We start from the raw sequence: 14316 nt of genomic DNA, 5'->3' as shown, positions 1-14316 counted from the left end.
GGGCAGCGCCCGGCCAGGCCGCGCACCTCCGGCTCCACGCTGCGCCTGCTGCCGCCGCGCAAGCTGCACAGCGTGGCTCCCGTGCTGGCGGCGGACCAGCTCGCCGCCGTCGACGTCCCGCACGGCTCCGGCCCGGTCCTGATCCCCGGAGCGCCCGGCACCGGCAAATCGACGGTACTGGTCGAGGCCGCCGTCCGGCGCGCGCAGCGGGACGGCATCGATCCCGAACGGATGCTCATCCTCGCCCCCGGGCGCCTCGCCGCCGACGCACTCCGCGACCGCTTCACCGCCCGGCTGGACCGCAGTTTGAGCACGACGCCGGCCCGCACGTGGGCGTCGTACGCCTTCGACCTGATCCGCCGCGCCAAGGCCGAAGGAATCCTGCCGCTGCCGCGCCCGCCGAAACTCCTCTCCGGCCCGGAACAGGACCTGATCATCAAGGAGCTCCTCGAAGGCCACGCCCAGCCCGGGCTGGAGCTGCCCTGGCCGGAGGACCTGGGAGCCGCCCTGCAGACGCGCGGGTTCCGGCAGGAGGTCCGGCAGCTGTTTGACCGGATCATCGAATCCGGACGGACCGCCGAGGACCTGGTGGTCCTCGCCCGGCGCTGCCACCGGCCGGACTGGGTGGCCGCGGCCGCGCTGTACGCGGAGTACCGCGACGTGCTGGACCTGCGCATGCCCGAATCCTTCGATCCGGCCGGCATCATCACCGCGGCCCGGCAGATCTTCCAGGACGAACCGGATTTCCTCGCCGCCGAACGCGACCGGCTCCAGCTGGTGCTGGTGGACGACATGCAGGAAGCCAACCCGGCCGTGTTCGAACTGCTCGCGGACATCGCCGCGGGCAAGGAGGCCCTCATCACCTCATCGCCGGACACCGTGGTCCAGGGGTTCCGCGGCGCCCGCCCGGACCTTGTGGCCGAGCTTCCCCGGCTGCTCGCCCCGGCCGGCGGCACCGTCCTCGAACGGCCGCTGTGGACCGCGCACCGCCACACCCCGGCGGTGGCGGAAGCCTGGCTGTCCGTCGCCGGACGGATCTCCAGCCGGGCCGGCGGGCAGTCCGCGCGACGGCTCGAACAGCCCCAGGGCCAGGGCTCCACCGGCGGCACCGTCGAAGCGCACCTGCTGCCGTCGCCGGTGCACGAACTGCGCTACGTCGCGCAACGGATCCTGGAGGCCCAGCTCAACGACGGCCGCGAGCTCGGTGACATCGCCGTGATCGTTCGCAACGGCGGCCAGCTCAGCCAGCTGCAGCGCTACCTCGCAGGCCAGGGCATCCCGGTCCGGATCCCGGTGGCCGAATCCGCCGTGCGCGACGAGGTCGCCGTCCGGCCCCTGCTGGATGCCTATGCCGTGGCGCTGGACCCGGCCGCACTGACCCCCGAGGCAGCCGTGGCGCTGCTGACCTCACGGATCGGCGGGTCCACCGCGATCGAGCTGCGGCGCCTGCGCCAGTCCCTGCGCCGCGAGGAACTCCTGGGCGGCGGCGGCCGCACCAGCGACGTCCTCCTCGTCGAGGCGCTGCTGGAACCCGGCGCGCTGGCGACCCTGGGCATCGAGGGGCACTCCGCACGCCGGATCGCCCGGATGATTCAGGCCGGCCGGGACGCTGCCCAGGCTCCCGGAGGCAACGCCGAAACGGTGCTGTGGGCGCTCTGGAACTCCACCGGCCTCGCCGCCCGCTGGACCGAGGCGGCGCTGGCCGGCGGGTCGGCAGGGGCCCGGGCGGACCGCGACCTCGATGCCATGATGGCGCTGTTCCACACCGCCGAGCGCTTTGTGGACCAGCTCCCCGGGTCCGGACCGGAGCAGTTCCTTGAGTACCTGCTCAGCCAGGAACTCCCGATGGACACCCTCGCCGCACGGGCCCAGCTGGAGGACGCGGTGGAACTGATGACCCCGGCCAGCGCCGCCGGCCGGGAATGGCCCGTGGTCATCGTCCCCGGCCTGCAGGAAGGCGTGTGGCCCAACACCAGGCTCCGCGGCGAACTGCTCGGCAGCACACTGTTCGCCGACGCCGTCGAGCACGGCGTGGAATACGCCCTGCAGCTGGACCCCCTCAGCCGGCTGCGCGAAATCCGCTACGACGAACTGCGCAGCTTCTCCACCGCGGTGTCGCGGGCACAGCAGTCGCTGATCTGCACCGCAGTGTCCTCGGAGGACGACCAGCCGTCCTCGTTCCTGGACTACGTGGCGCCGCTCGGTCCGGACCAGGACCGGCGCGGCTTCACCCCGGTGGAGCGCCCGCTCACCCTGCGCGCCCTGGTCGCCGAACTGCGCCAGTACGCCCAGCTCGACGCCGGAACCCCTGAAGCCCTGGAGGCCAGCACCGTCCTCGGCGCGCTGGCCGCGGCGGAGCCGCCCGTCCCCGGCGCGCACCCCGCGAGCTGGTGGGGCCTTGCGGCGCTGTCGTCCGAGGAGCCCGTCGTTCCGCCGGGCGGCACCGTGTACGTCTCGCCGTCGAAGGTGGAGACCGTGCAGAAATCGCCGCTCGACTGGTTTGTCCAGGCCGCCGGCGGGGAGGCCGCCACCGACTTTGCCCGCAGCCTGGGCACCCTCGTCCACGCGATCGCGCAGGACCTGCCGGACGCCTCCGGCAGCGAGTACGTGGCAGAACTCGTCCGGCGCTGGCCGGCGCTGGGGATGAAGGACAACTGGGAGGGAAAGCTGGACTTCCAGCGCGCCGAAACCATGGTCCGGAAGCTCGCCCAGTACGTGCTGGTGATGCGCAGCGAGGGCCGGTCCCTGGTCGGCGTCGAGCTGGACTTCGAAGTCAAACTCCCGGACGTTCCGGCCCCGGCCGGAAGCACCGGCGCTGAAGCCGGCGCTGACGCGGATGGCGACTCCTGGCCGGCCCGCCCGGCCGTGCTGCGCGGCCAGGTCGACCGGCTGGAGATCGACGCCGAGGGCAGGCTCGTCGTCGTCGACCTCAAGACCGGCAAGCGGCAGCCCGGCAAGGCCGACCTCGAGCGGCATCCGCAGCTGGGCGCCTACCAGGCCGCAGTGCTGGGTGGAGGCTTCGCCGGCCCCGACGACGGCCCGCCCCCCTTGCCCGGCGGGGCCGTCCTGGCCCAGCTCGGCACCACCACCAAGAGCCCGGGCATCCAGGCCCAGGCGCCACTGGATCCGGCGGAGAACTGGGCCCTGGACATGGTCGGCGACGCCGCCCGGGTCATGTCCGGGACCACTTTCGAGGCCCGCCATGATCCGTCCAAAGGCGGCCACGGCGGCCACGGCTGCCGCCTTCCCGAAGTCTGCCCGCTGTGCCTGCGGGGAAAGCAGGTTACCGAATGACCGCCGAGACAACGCATGCCAGCGCCCAGCCCGAAGCACCTCCCTCCCCTCCTCAAGCCGCCGATCTTCCCGCACCGAAGTTCACGCCCGAGGAGCTCTCGGCCCTGCTGGGCGAGAAGAACAGCCCCACTGCCGAACAATCGCACATCATCTCCTCGCCGCTTTCACCCCGGCTCGTTATTGCCGGCGCCGGCTCGGGCAAGACGGCCACCATGGCTGACCGCGTGGTGTGGCTCGTCGCCAACGGCTGGGTCCGGCCGGAGGAAGTGCTCGGTGTGACCTTCACCCGGAAGGCCGCCGGGGAGCTGGCCACCCGCATCCGCGCGAAGCTGGCCGCGTTGCAGCGTATCGCCGCGGCCGACACACAGAACCAGGTCTTCCCCGCCGGGCTGCTCAGCACCGACGCGCTCGAACCCAAGGTCTCCACCTACCACTCGTACGCCAGCAGCATCGTGTCCGACTACGGGCTCCGGCTCGGCGTCGAGCGTGACGTCGTGCTGCTCGGCGGCGCGCAGTCCTTCCAGCTCGCCAGCGAGGTGGTGGAAGCCTTCGACGGCGAGTACGAACACTTCCGTTCCGCCAAATCCACCCTGGTCAAGGCGGTCATCCAGCTCGCCGGCGAGTGCGCCGAGCACCTCCAGGACCCGTCCGGGGTCCGCGGCTGGCTGCTGGAGCGGGTGGCCGAGTTCGAGGCGCTGCCCTACCTCGCCACCGCCAAAAAGAACCCCAGCCAGGCCGTGGGCGAGCTCAGCGGGCTGCTGCGCACCCGGGCCAGCGTCGCCGAGATGGTGGGACGCTACACGGACGCCAAGCGTGCCCGCGGGGCCCTCGACTTCGGCGACCTCGTGGCCCTCGCCGCGCGCGTCGCCAGCGAGGTCCCGGTCGCCGCGGACACCGAACGCCGGCGCTACAAGGTGGTGCTGCTGGACGAGTTCCAGGACACCTCGCACGCCCAGCTGGTGCTCTTTTCCCGGCTGTTCGGCGACGGGCACGCAGTCACAGCGGTGGGGGATCCCAACCAGTCCATCTACGGCTTCCGCGGCGCCTCCGCCGGCCAGCTCTTCCACTTTGTCCGCGAATTCCCGGTGCGGCTCGGGTCCGAGGATGGCGGTGGCATCACCGCCGGCGCCGACAACGCTGCCGCCGCGGCCGAAGCGGCTCAAACGGCCGGCGCCGCCGCCGCAGGCCCTGCGCGCTTCGCCGTCGCCCCGACGTCGTACCTCACCACGGCCTGGCGCAACGGCCGGACCATCCTCTCCGCCGCCAACGTCATTTCCGCGCCGCTCAGCAGGGCCGCCGCCCGGACCGGCCCGGCCGGCGAACGGGACACCGCCGGGGCTGTCGAGGTTCCCCCGCTGCAGCCCAGCCCGGCAGCCGTCCAGGGCCGCGTGGTGATGGGCCGGTTTGGCACCGACGAGGACGAGGCCGCGGCCATCGCCGGTGACGTGCTGAAGTTCCGTGTGACGGACTTCGACGGGTCGGCGGCCGAGCCCGAACCGCCCGCCATGGCGGTGCTGTGCCGCCGGCGCGCCCAGATGGAATGCATCCGCCGGGAATTCGAGGTGCGCGGGATCCCCTACGAGATTGTCGGCCTCGGCGGTCTCCTGGACACCCCCGAAATCATCGACCTGGTCGCGACCCTCCGCGTGCTGGCCGATCCGGGGCGTTCCGATTCGCTGATGCGCCTGCTCGCCGGGGCCCGCTGGCGGATCGGACCCGCGGACCTGATGGCCCTGCGGGACTGGTCCAGTTTCCTCGCCCGGCGCCGCGGACGCCCGGGCGCCCCGGACGACGACGCCGACGACGGCGCGGAGGCGGCGGTGATTGAGGGCGACCTCACGGACGCCGCCAGCCTGGTCGAGGCCCTCGACTGGCTGCCGCGTGAAGGCTGGACCTCGGCACACGGCCGGCAGCTCAGCGCCGAGGCGCTGGAGCGGCTCCAGCGGCTCTCGGCGGAACTCCGGCAACTGCGTGGCTACATGGGCGATGACCTCACCACCCTGCTCGGCGAGGTGGAGCGGGCCATGCTTTTGGACATCGAGGTGTCCGCGCGGCCCGGGATCAGCATTCACCAGGCCCGCCGCAACCTGGATGCCTTCCAGGACGCCGCCGCCGGGTTCCTGCACACCTCGCACCGGGTCGACGTGCTCGCCTTCCTGGCCTGGCTGGAGGCCGCGGCCGCCGAAGAGAACGGCCTCGACGCCGCCGCGCCGGAGGTGAACCACGAAGCGGTGCAACTGCTGACCGTGCACGCCTCCAAGGGCCTGGAATGGGACGTGGTGTTCGTGCCCGGGCTCAACGCCGGGGCCTTCCCCAGCAGCCGGGACTCACGCTGGAGCAGCGGCAGCGCCGCTCTGCCGTGGCCGCTGCGCGGGGACCGTGCGGACCTGCCGCAATGGGACCTCGAACACCCGGACCAAAGAGGCTGGCTCGACGCCGAGAAGGAGTTCAAGTCCGCCGTACAGGTTCACGGCGAGGCCGAAGAACGGCGGCTCGCCTACGTGGCCTACACCCGGGCGAAGCACGTGCTCTGGGTTTCCAGCGCCGCCTGGGTGGGCTCGCGCGCCGGGATGGCGGACATGTCTCCCTTCCTGGCCGAACTCGAGGTGCTGGTTGCCGACGGCGCCGCCACGATCCACCCGCAGTCCGTCAGCGAGGAATCACTGCCGGAGGAAAGCCCGCTGACCTCCGAGCTGGAGGTCGCCGGCTGGCCGTATGACCCGCTGGAGGGGCCCATCGATCCGCGCACCGGGTCCCGGCTGCGCCTGGTTCCCGGCCGGCGGGCGGCCATGCAGGCCGCGGCGGCACGGGTGTTGGCGTCCCTGGACTCCGACGTGCTGCGGGACGCCGCCGCGGGGACGGACACACCCGGCACGGACAAACGCCGGCCGTTGCGCGGCCCTGCGGGCGGCTGGGCATCCGAGGCCGCGACGCTGCTGGAACGCCGGTCCCGCCGGACCACGGTCCACGAGGTGCACCTGCCGGGCCACATCTCCGCGTCCACCCTGGTGGATCTGGAAGACGACGCCGGCTCCGTCGTCGCCCGGCTCCGCCGTCCAGTCCCGCGGGAACCGGGGATGTCGGCCCGCAAGGGCACCGCTTTCCATGCCTGGGTGGAGGAGTACTTCGGCGCGGCCGGCATGCTGGACCTCGGCGAGGCAGCCGGCTCCGACGACCACATCGACGCAGCGTACGGTCTGGACAGCATGGTGGAAACCTTCCGCCAGTCCGAGTGGGCCAACCGCGCCCCGGCCCACGTTGAGGTGCCGGTGGAGACCCGGATCGGTGACGTCGTGGTCCGCGGCCGGATCGACGCCGTCTTCCGTGATGCCGACGGCGGCTGGGACCTGGTGGACTGGAAGACCGGCCGCCGGCCGTCCGCCGCGCAGCTGAAGACCAAAGCGGTCCAGTTGGCCGTCTACAGGCTTGCCTGGGCCCGGCTCAAGGGCGTCCCGCTGGACCAGGTCAGGGCGGCGTTCTACTACGTGGCGGACAACCAGGTGGTCCGGCCGCACGACCTGGGCTCAGCGGAACGGCTCGAACAGATCGTCGCCACGGCCCTGGGGACCGGCTAGCGGGACTTCGCTTCGACCACCGTGAGAGAGGCCGTCGACGTCTCCTCTGCCGGGCCTGCCGGGGAAGCTGCCCCGGGCGCGACCGCGGCTGCCCCGGCGGGCGCATCTGCCTCGGCCGGGGCATCCGGCTGGATGACGGCGACCGACTGGGTTGAATTGTCTTCCTCGGCGGGCTCTTCGGCGGCCGGCCCGTCGCCGGGCATCGCAGGAGCCGATACACCGGACACCTGGGCAGGTGCCGGCTCAGAGCCCGCGGCACTGGCGTCAGCCCCGGCCGCGTTGTCTTCCCCGGCCGCGCCGTCAGCCTGACCTGTTCCCTTAGCCTGACCTGCTCCGTCATCGCCGGCGGCGTCGAGCGGGATGGGCGTGACTTGCACGGCAGGCATTGCGGTGCTGGAGGGAACGGCGGCCAGACCGGAGACCGAGTCAGGCGCCAGCAGGGTTACCTTGCTCACGGCAGGCACCGACGCGTTTCCAGCAGCGGCGGTCTGCGGCTCCTGTCCTGCGGTGCTGGGAACAGGGGCGGGCTGGGGGAGCGGTTCCACGCTGATCGGCTGCCCGCCATGTTCCGCGACGTCCTCGGCGAGTGCGGTGAGCATGGACTCGGCCTCGTCGATCATGTCCTGGTTCCCGGCAGCGATGCCCTTCACGAGGTACTGCGCCAGGGCGAATTCGGCGGAGAGTGCGGCGCGCCGCAGCAGATGGGCGTCCGGCACGTCGCGCCGGGACGAGGTGTAGTGCGCCAGCACGGCGTCCACGAAGTCCTGGTCGTTGGACGCGACCAGCCAGGCCATGTCGTCGGCAGGGTCCCCGATCCTCAGATCGGTCCAGCCCGTCACGGCCGTCACACGGTCGCCGTCGACCAGCAGGTTGTCCTCATGCAGGTCCCCGTGGACCACGCAGGGGTTGAAGCGCCAGAGCGAGACGTCCTCGAGGGCGTGTTCCCAGCGGCGGAGCAGCAGGGGCGGAATCTTGCCGGTGGTGGCGGCCTGGTCGAGTTCGTTGAGGCGGCGCTGGCGGAATTCGTTGGGGGTGTAGCTGGGCAGGTCGGCATTGCTGACCAGCGACTGGGGCAGGTCATGGATGGCGGCGAGGGCGGCGCCGATTTCGCGTGCCACCGCGGGGGACGCGGCGCCGAGTTCCTCGACCGACCGGGTCGAGCCTGCCAGGTGCGAGTAGACGAACGTGCTGAGCAGGCCCTGCCGCACGGTCCCGGCCACGGTGGGCATCAGGAAGGGAAGTTCGGCCCGGATGCCCGGCAGGAAGGCGCGAAGCACCAGAAATTCTGTTTCCAGACGGGCGCTGGCCTCGGCGTGCCGCGGCGAGCGGACGCGCCAGCGTTTTCCTTCGGAATCCAGGAGGAGAGCCGAATCGAAGTCCGCCGGATCGTCGGGCGCAGAGCTGACGGCGGTCGGGGTCAGTCCGGGGACTGCCGCGGTTGCCACAGCTGCCAGTTCGATTGGTTTTCTTCTCACTCTTCCACGGTAGATTGAGTGGAGCCCAAGACGGCGATGCACCACGGCGAGTCTGAAAGATCGGGAATAAATTGCCCTCAGGTTCTCCATTCCTGTGCCGTGCCACACTGTGTCCCGCGGGCACGTGCGGATGCCCACATACGTCCGGGAGAAATGTCATTTGTCAGCGGGAGTCAGTACGGTGGGTACATGAGTCTTGCGGAGCCACCGGCGTCTAATAACCAGGCCCGAACGGGCACATCAATCGCCCCGCACGCAGGCCTGGCCGCCAACCACCTCCTGGACACTGTCCTCCCCGTACGCCCAGCGCTGATTGACCGAGGCTCCGCCGCGCGGCTCAAGCCCGGGATGCTCGAGGACATCCTGGGCTCCGGCGCCGCACGGGCCATGGTGCTGTCCGGCCGGCAGGCCCTCATCAACGGCAGCAACCTGGTGCTGCTGGATGCCGCCGAACTCGCCCAGCACCTGCAGAACACGGCCTACGCCCCGGAACAGCTGATCTACCTGGGCTCCGCCCTGCCCGGCTCGGACCTGGCGGCGGGCACCGAACTGGTCCTCTTCCTCCTGCCGCAGCAGTTCGAGGTCCAGGCCGAGGAATTTGAAGCCCACGTTGCCGGCATCCCCGAGGGTGCGCAGTGGGCGGGCTTCCGTGATGTCGCGGCCACGCTGAACCCCACGGACACCGCAATCTTCATCGAGGCCAGCGCCGTCGCCAACTGGCACGCCACCCACACCCACTGCCCGCGCTGCGGTACCGCCACGGCGCCGGAATCCGGAGGATGGGTCCGCCGTTGCCCCGCGGACGGCTCCGAGCACTACCCGCGAACCGATCCGGCCATCATCGTCACGGTGGTGGGTCCGGACGGCCGGCTGCTGCTCGGCGGGGGCGGCCCCCCGGATGCCCGGAACTACTCCACCCTCGCCGGGTTCGTCGAACCGGGGGAGTCGCTGGAACAGGCAGTGGTCCGGGAGATCGGCGAGGAAGTCGGTGTCCGGGTCACTGCCTGCCAGTACCTGGGTTCCCAGCCGTGGCCTTTCCCTGCCTCCCTGATGCTCGGCTTCACAGCCACCACAGCGGACACCGACGCCACGCCCGACGGCGTCGAGGTCACGCGGGCGCGCTGGTTCAGCCGGAGCGAACTGCAGGCGGCGGTACTCAGCGGCGAGATCGTCATCTCCAGCAGGCTGTCGATCGCCCGGGCCCTGATCGAGCACTGGTACGGCGGGGTCATCCAGGACCGCGCGGACAACCTGTGAGGCTCTCGTGACCACACCCGGGGGCAACCCCGCGCCGCGGATCGACTACCGCAGCGCATCCACCTCACACCCTCCAACGACTGAGCAGCAGAAGTGAACACAGATATCTTCCAGTCCAGCGCCTTCCCGCCCGGCCCGTCGGACGACAATGTGCCGGACACCGAGGCCCGGGCGCCGGACAACCGCTCCCTTGAAGAGCGCATCCTCGGCGGCCTTGACGCCGAACAGCGCGAAGTTGCCAGCACCCTGCAGGGGCCCATGTGCGTACTCGCCGGTGCCGGCACCGGCAAGACCCGCGCCATCACCCACCGGATCGCCTACGGAGTGCACTCCGGTGTCTACAACCCGCAGCGCCTCCTGGCCGTCACCTTCACGTCGCGGGCAGCGGCCGAAATGCGCAGCCGCCTCCGCGACCTCGGCGTCGGCAACGTCCAGGCCCGCACCTTCCACGCCGCCGCCCTGCGCCAGCTGCAGTTCTTCTGGCCCCAGGCCGTCGGCGGTGTCCTGCCCAACCTGCTGGACCACAAGGCCCAGATGATTGCTGAGGCGGCCCGGCGGCTGCGCCTCAGCACTGACCGGGCCTCGATCCGCGATCTGGCCTCCGAAATCGAATGGGCCAAGGTGTCGATGCTGACCCCGGCCAACTACCTGGAAAAAGCCCAGGGCCGCGGCGCCCCGGGCGGGTTTGACCTGACCGCCGTCGCCCGCGTTTTCCAGTCCTATGAGGACGTCAAGACGGACCGGAACGTGATCGACTTCGAGGACGTGCTGCTGATCACGGTGGGCATCCTGCAGGAAGACCCGAAGGTGGCCGCCACCGTCCGCGAGCAGTACCGCCACTTCGTCGTCGACGAGTACCAGGACGTTTCGCCGCTGCAGCAACGGCTGCTGGAACTCTGGCTCGGCGGCCGCGACGAGCTCTGCGTCGTCGGCGACGCCAGCCAGACCATCTACTCCTTTACGGGCGCCTCGCCCAAGCATCTGCTCGGGTTCAAGGCCCAGTACCCCGAAGCAACAATCGTCAAGCTGATCCGCGACTACCGCTCCACCCCGCAGGTGGTGAGGCTGGCCAACGACCTGCTCGCGGGCCGGCGCAGCGGCGGTCCCGTCGCCGACGCCGCCTGGGCCACGCCATTGCAGCTCCTGGCGCAGCGCCCACCCGGTCCGGTGCCGCAGTTCACCGAATGCTCCGACGACGAGGCCGAGGCCGCCACTGTGGCCGTCAAGGTGCGTGAGCTCCTCGACGCCGGCACGCCGGCCAGCCAGGTCGCCGTGCTCTTCCGCACCAACGGCCAGTCCGAGGCCTACGAGCAGGCCCTGGCGTCGGCGGGGATCGGTTACCAGCTGCGCGGCGGAGAACGCTTCTTTGCCCGCAAGGAAGTCCGCGACGCCATCCTGCAGCTCCGGGCCGCCACCCGGGCCGTCGCCGAAACGGCCAGCCCCGAGCCGCTGGGCCAGCTGGTCCGTGACATCGTCGCCTCCCTTGGCTACACGGACGCCGCCCCGCACAGCGGCGGCGCGCTCCGGGAACGCTGGGAATCCCTCGCAGCGCTGGTCGCGCTGGCCGACGAACTCGTCATCAGCCGCGGCGCACAGTTCACCCTCGCCGACTTCGTCAACGAACTCCAGGAACGCTCCCTGGCCCAGCACGCCCCGACCGTCCAGGGCGTCACCCTGGCCTCGCTGCACGCCGCCAAGGGCCTCGAATGGGACGCCGTGTTCCTCGTCGGGCTCAGCGAGGGGCTGATGCCGATCTCGTTCGCGGACAGCCCCGAATCCGTGGACGAGGAACGCCGCCTGCTGTACGTGGGGATCACACGGGCCAGAGAACACCTGTTCCTGTCCTGGTCCACCGCACGGACCCCGGGCGGGCGCGCCAACCGGAAGCCCTCGCGCTTCCTGGATGGGCTGCGCCCCGACTCCGTGGCCAGCTCCTTCGTCCGCGGCAAGGGGGCGGCACCGCGCCGTAAAGCCGCTGTGCCGGCCACCTGCCGGGTCTGCGGGACCATGCTCTCGTCCGGGGCCGAACGCAAAGTGGGCCGCTGCAACCAGTGCCCGCCGAGCTACGAGGAGCAGACCTTCGACGCGCTCCGGCAGTGGCGCAAGGACATCGCACTCGAGGCCGACGTCCCCGCCTTCGTGGTCTTCACCGACGCCACCCTGACGGCCATTGCCGAAGCCCGGCCCGAATCCCTCGAGCAGCTCGCGAAGCTTCCCGGGGTAGGCCCGTCCAAACTGGAGAAATACGGCGAAGCGGTGCTGGCAGTGCTGGTCGAAAGCACCACCCTCTGATGGCTGGCAGCAGCCCCGCGGTTCCCGGAAGCACACCGCTGACCACTGCCGACGGCGCCCCGGTGGAAGTCCGGCGCTCGGCCCGGCGCCGCCGCACCGTAGCGGCCTTCTGGGAGAACGGCACTGCCGTGATCGCGATTCCTGCCTCTTTCAGCCGCGCCCAGGAGCGCGAGTGGGTGCACCGGATGCTCGAGAAGCTGCGGCTGCAGGGGGAGCGGGGGACCCGCGGCGCCGGCAGGCGCCGTCCGCGCAGCGATGCCGCCCTCGCGGCGCACGCCGCCGAGCTCTCCGCGAAGTACTTCGGCGGCAGGGCAGTCCCGTCCTCGGTGCGCTGGGTGGGCAACCAGAACTCGCGGTGGGGGTCCGCGACGCCGTCGGAGGGGACCATCCGGCTGTCGGACAAGCTGCAACCCATGCCGCAGTGGGTCATCGACTACGTGCTGCTGCATGAGCTGGCGCACCTGCTGGTGGCCGGCCACGATGCCGCGTTCTGGCGGCTGCTCGAGGCCTACCCGGACACCGCCCGGGCCAAGGCCTTCCTTGAGGGCGTCTCCTTCGCCACGTCCCGGGGCCTCACGCCGGGCGAATACGATGACGTGGACGGCGCCGACGCCGACGCCGATACGTTGTCCGTCTGACGCTTCCGTTCCGGCCGGCGCTGTCCGCCTCGCGGAACCGTAAGTCCCGGCGCCGGCACGGATAAGCCCCGGCCGGAACCGAAGTTCCAGCCGCGGCCATCCGAAGACCTAGGACTTGGGGTTCCCGCCGTTGCCGGGAGCGTCGTCAGTCCCGGTCCCGCCGGTGTCTTCGCCCGCGTCGCGGGTGCCTTCCCCGGTTTCTTCTGCGGGTTCTTCGCCCGCGTCGCGGGTGCCTTCCCCGGTTTCTTCTGCGGGTTCTTCCCCGGCCGCCGGGGCGTCCTCCTGCTCATCGAAGCCGCCACTGAGCAGCTTCTGCAGGGCATCGTCAACCTCGGAGTCGCTGGCCTCGGCCAGCTTCCGGCGTTCGCTGAACCCTTTCGGGTCTTCCAGGTCTTCGGCGGTGGGCAACAGGTCGGGGTGCTGCCAGATCGCGTCGCGGCCGTCGACGCCGCGTTCGTCTTTCAGCAAGGCCCAGAGCGCGGCGGCCTCCCGGAGCCGGCGCGGCCGCAGTTCCAGTCCCACGAGGGAGGAAAACGCATGTTCGGCCGGCCCTCCGGTGGCGCGGCGGCGCCGCACCGTCTCACGCAGCGCCGCGGCCGAGGGCAGCAGCTTCTCCGTGGCGGCCCAGCTCAGCTCGTCGACCCAGCCCTCCACGAGGGCGAGGGCGGTCTCCAGCTTTTCCAGCGCCTGATCCTGCGCGGGAGTGCGCTGTGGCATAAAGACCCCCTGGGACAGGGCCTCCTGGATGCCCTCGGGGTTCCCCGGATCGAGTTCGCGGGCGAGTTCCTCGATTTTGGAGGTGTCGATGTGGATGCCGCGGGCGTACGCTTCGATGGCGCCGAGGAGGTGTCCCCGCAGCCAGGGGACCTGCACGAACAGCCGGGCGTGGGCGGCTTCGCGGACGGCCAGGAACAGCCGGATGTCGTTCTCCGGCAGACTGAGGCCTTCGCCGAACTTCGCCACGTTGGAGGGCAGCAGCGCCATCTCGAGGTCGGCGAGAGGGACGCCGATGTCCGTGGAGCTGACCACCTCGGCCGACAGGGCGCCGATGGCCTGGCCCAGTTGCATGCCGAAGATCGCACCGCCCATGTTCTGCAGCATTGAGGATGCGCCGCCCATCATGGACTTCATTTCCTCGGGCATCTGCTCGGTCATGGCGGTGGACAGTGCATTCGCGATGCTGTTGGCGACAGGTTCGGTCAGGCGTTTCCAGGTGCCGAGCGTTTCCTCGACCCACTCCGCCCGTGACCAGGCGCGGCCGATCAGGCCCGTGGCCGGCAGTCCGGTGACCTGGTCAAGCCAGAGTTCGGCGAGCCGCAGGGCTTCGTCGACCTCGCGGGACTGCTGCGCCGTGACGGACGGGTCGGATCCGCTGGCGGCCACGCGCCGGGCGTTTTCGTGCGCCAGCTGCCAGTTCACGGGGCCCTCCGAGGAGGCGCTCATCATGGCCTGGACCTGGGAGAACATCTGGGCAAGGAGGTTTGGGTCGTCCGGAAGGCCTGCTGCCTTCGCCAGTTCCGCGGGGTCGATGTTCCCCATGCCCTGGCCACCCATCAGGTTCTTCAGCATTTCTGCCAGCGGATCCTTGGGTTCCTCGTCGCCATTGGACGGATTGAGTGGGTTGGAGGTCATGATCCCGCCGATCGTCGGTGTGGCTGCTTCTCACGTTCACGGTACCCCGCAGCCTCCGGGCTGTCTGCTGAAACCCCGCCACGTTCGCTGTAGGCAAAGAGCCCGGCCGGCAGTCGAGCGCGTAGTGTTAGAAACTGGAATATTGGCAGGCAG

The 14316-nt window shown here is 70.9% G+C and carries 7 protein-coding genes; 5 read left to right on the top strand and 2 right to left on the bottom strand.

Going from position 1 to position 14316, the window contains the following annotated elements; translation table 11 throughout:
- Positions 1 to 39: 39 nt before the first annotated feature.
- Positions 40 to 3294, top strand: coding sequence for an ATP-dependent helicase (locus tag ABIC21_RS16335; protein WP_354351473.1), 3255 nt, complete (start codon positions 40 to 42; stop codon positions 3292 to 3294).
- Positions 3291 to 6869: an ATP-dependent helicase gene (locus ABIC21_RS16330; protein ID WP_354351420.1), complete on the top strand. Its 3579-nt coding sequence runs from the start codon at positions 3291 to 3293 to the stop codon at positions 6867 to 6869. The genes ABIC21_RS16335 and ABIC21_RS16330 overlap by 4 nt, the downstream gene beginning before the upstream one ends.
- Here the strand turns inward: ABIC21_RS16330 and ABIC21_RS16325 are convergent.
- Positions 6866 to 8344 (bottom strand): macrolide 2'-phosphotransferase, encoded by a 1479-nt coding sequence (locus ABIC21_RS16325; protein ID WP_502936017.1) that lies wholly within the window; start codon positions 8342 to 8344, stop codon positions 6866 to 6868. The two genes, ABIC21_RS16330 and ABIC21_RS16325, sit on opposite strands and share 4 nt — an antisense overlap.
- Positions 8345 to 8533: 189 nt before the next feature.
- Here ABIC21_RS16325 and nudC point away from each other — a divergent pair, with 189 nt between their 5' ends.
- The 3 genes from nudC to ABIC21_RS16310 all read left to right on the top strand — a co-directional run bounded on the left by nudC (position 8534) and on the right by ABIC21_RS16310 (position 12531).
- Positions 8534 to 9601, top strand: a complete 1068-nt coding sequence (gene nudC / locus ABIC21_RS16320; protein ID WP_354351419.1) for an NAD(+) diphosphatase — start codon at positions 8534 to 8536, stop codon at positions 9599 to 9601.
- Positions 9602 to 9751: 150 nt separating this feature from the next.
- Complete coding sequence (locus ABIC21_RS16315) at positions 9752 to 11893, top strand: ATP-dependent DNA helicase UvrD2 (protein WP_354351472.1); 2142 nt, start codon at positions 9752 to 9754, stop codon at positions 11891 to 11893.
- Positions 11893 to 12531 (top strand): M48 metallopeptidase family protein, encoded by a 639-nt coding sequence (locus tag ABIC21_RS16310; protein WP_354351418.1) that lies wholly within the window; start codon positions 11893 to 11895, stop codon positions 12529 to 12531. Before ABIC21_RS16315 ends, ABIC21_RS16310 begins: the two co-directional genes overlap by 1 nt.
- A gap of 108 nt (positions 12532 to 12639) precedes the next feature.
- Here the strand turns inward: ABIC21_RS16310 and ABIC21_RS16305 are convergent, their stop codons facing one another.
- Positions 12640 to 14163, bottom strand: a complete 1524-nt coding sequence (locus ABIC21_RS16305; protein ID WP_354351417.1) for a zinc-dependent metalloprotease — start codon at positions 14161 to 14163, stop codon at positions 12640 to 12642.
- Positions 14164 to 14316: the final 153 nt, after the last annotated feature.

The organism is Pseudarthrobacter sp. PvP090, from assembly GCF_040547365.1.
Taxonomy (GTDB): domain Bacteria; phylum Actinomycetota; class Actinomycetes; order Actinomycetales; family Micrococcaceae; genus Arthrobacter.
The sequence above is the reverse complement of the archived record's forward strand: the minus strand, read 5'-3'. Positions and strand labels throughout refer to the sequence as shown.

Bases quoted from the DNA above. Each gene is read 5' to 3' on its own strand.
- ABIC21_RS16305 (WP_354351417.1), bottom strand. From the start codon at position 14,163: ATGACCTCCAACCCACTCAATCCGTCCAATGGCGACGAGGAACCCAAG.
- nudC (WP_354351419.1), top strand. From the start codon at position 8,534: ATGAGTCTTGCGGAGCCACCGGCGTCTAATAACCAGGCCCGAACGGGC.
- ABIC21_RS16330 (WP_354351420.1), top strand. From the start codon at position 3,291: ATGACCGCCGAGACAACGCATGCCAGCGCCCAGCCCGAAGCACCTCCC.
- ABIC21_RS16310 (WP_354351418.1), top strand. From the start codon at position 11,893: ATGGCTGGCAGCAGCCCCGCGGTTCCCGGAAGCACACCGCTGACCACT.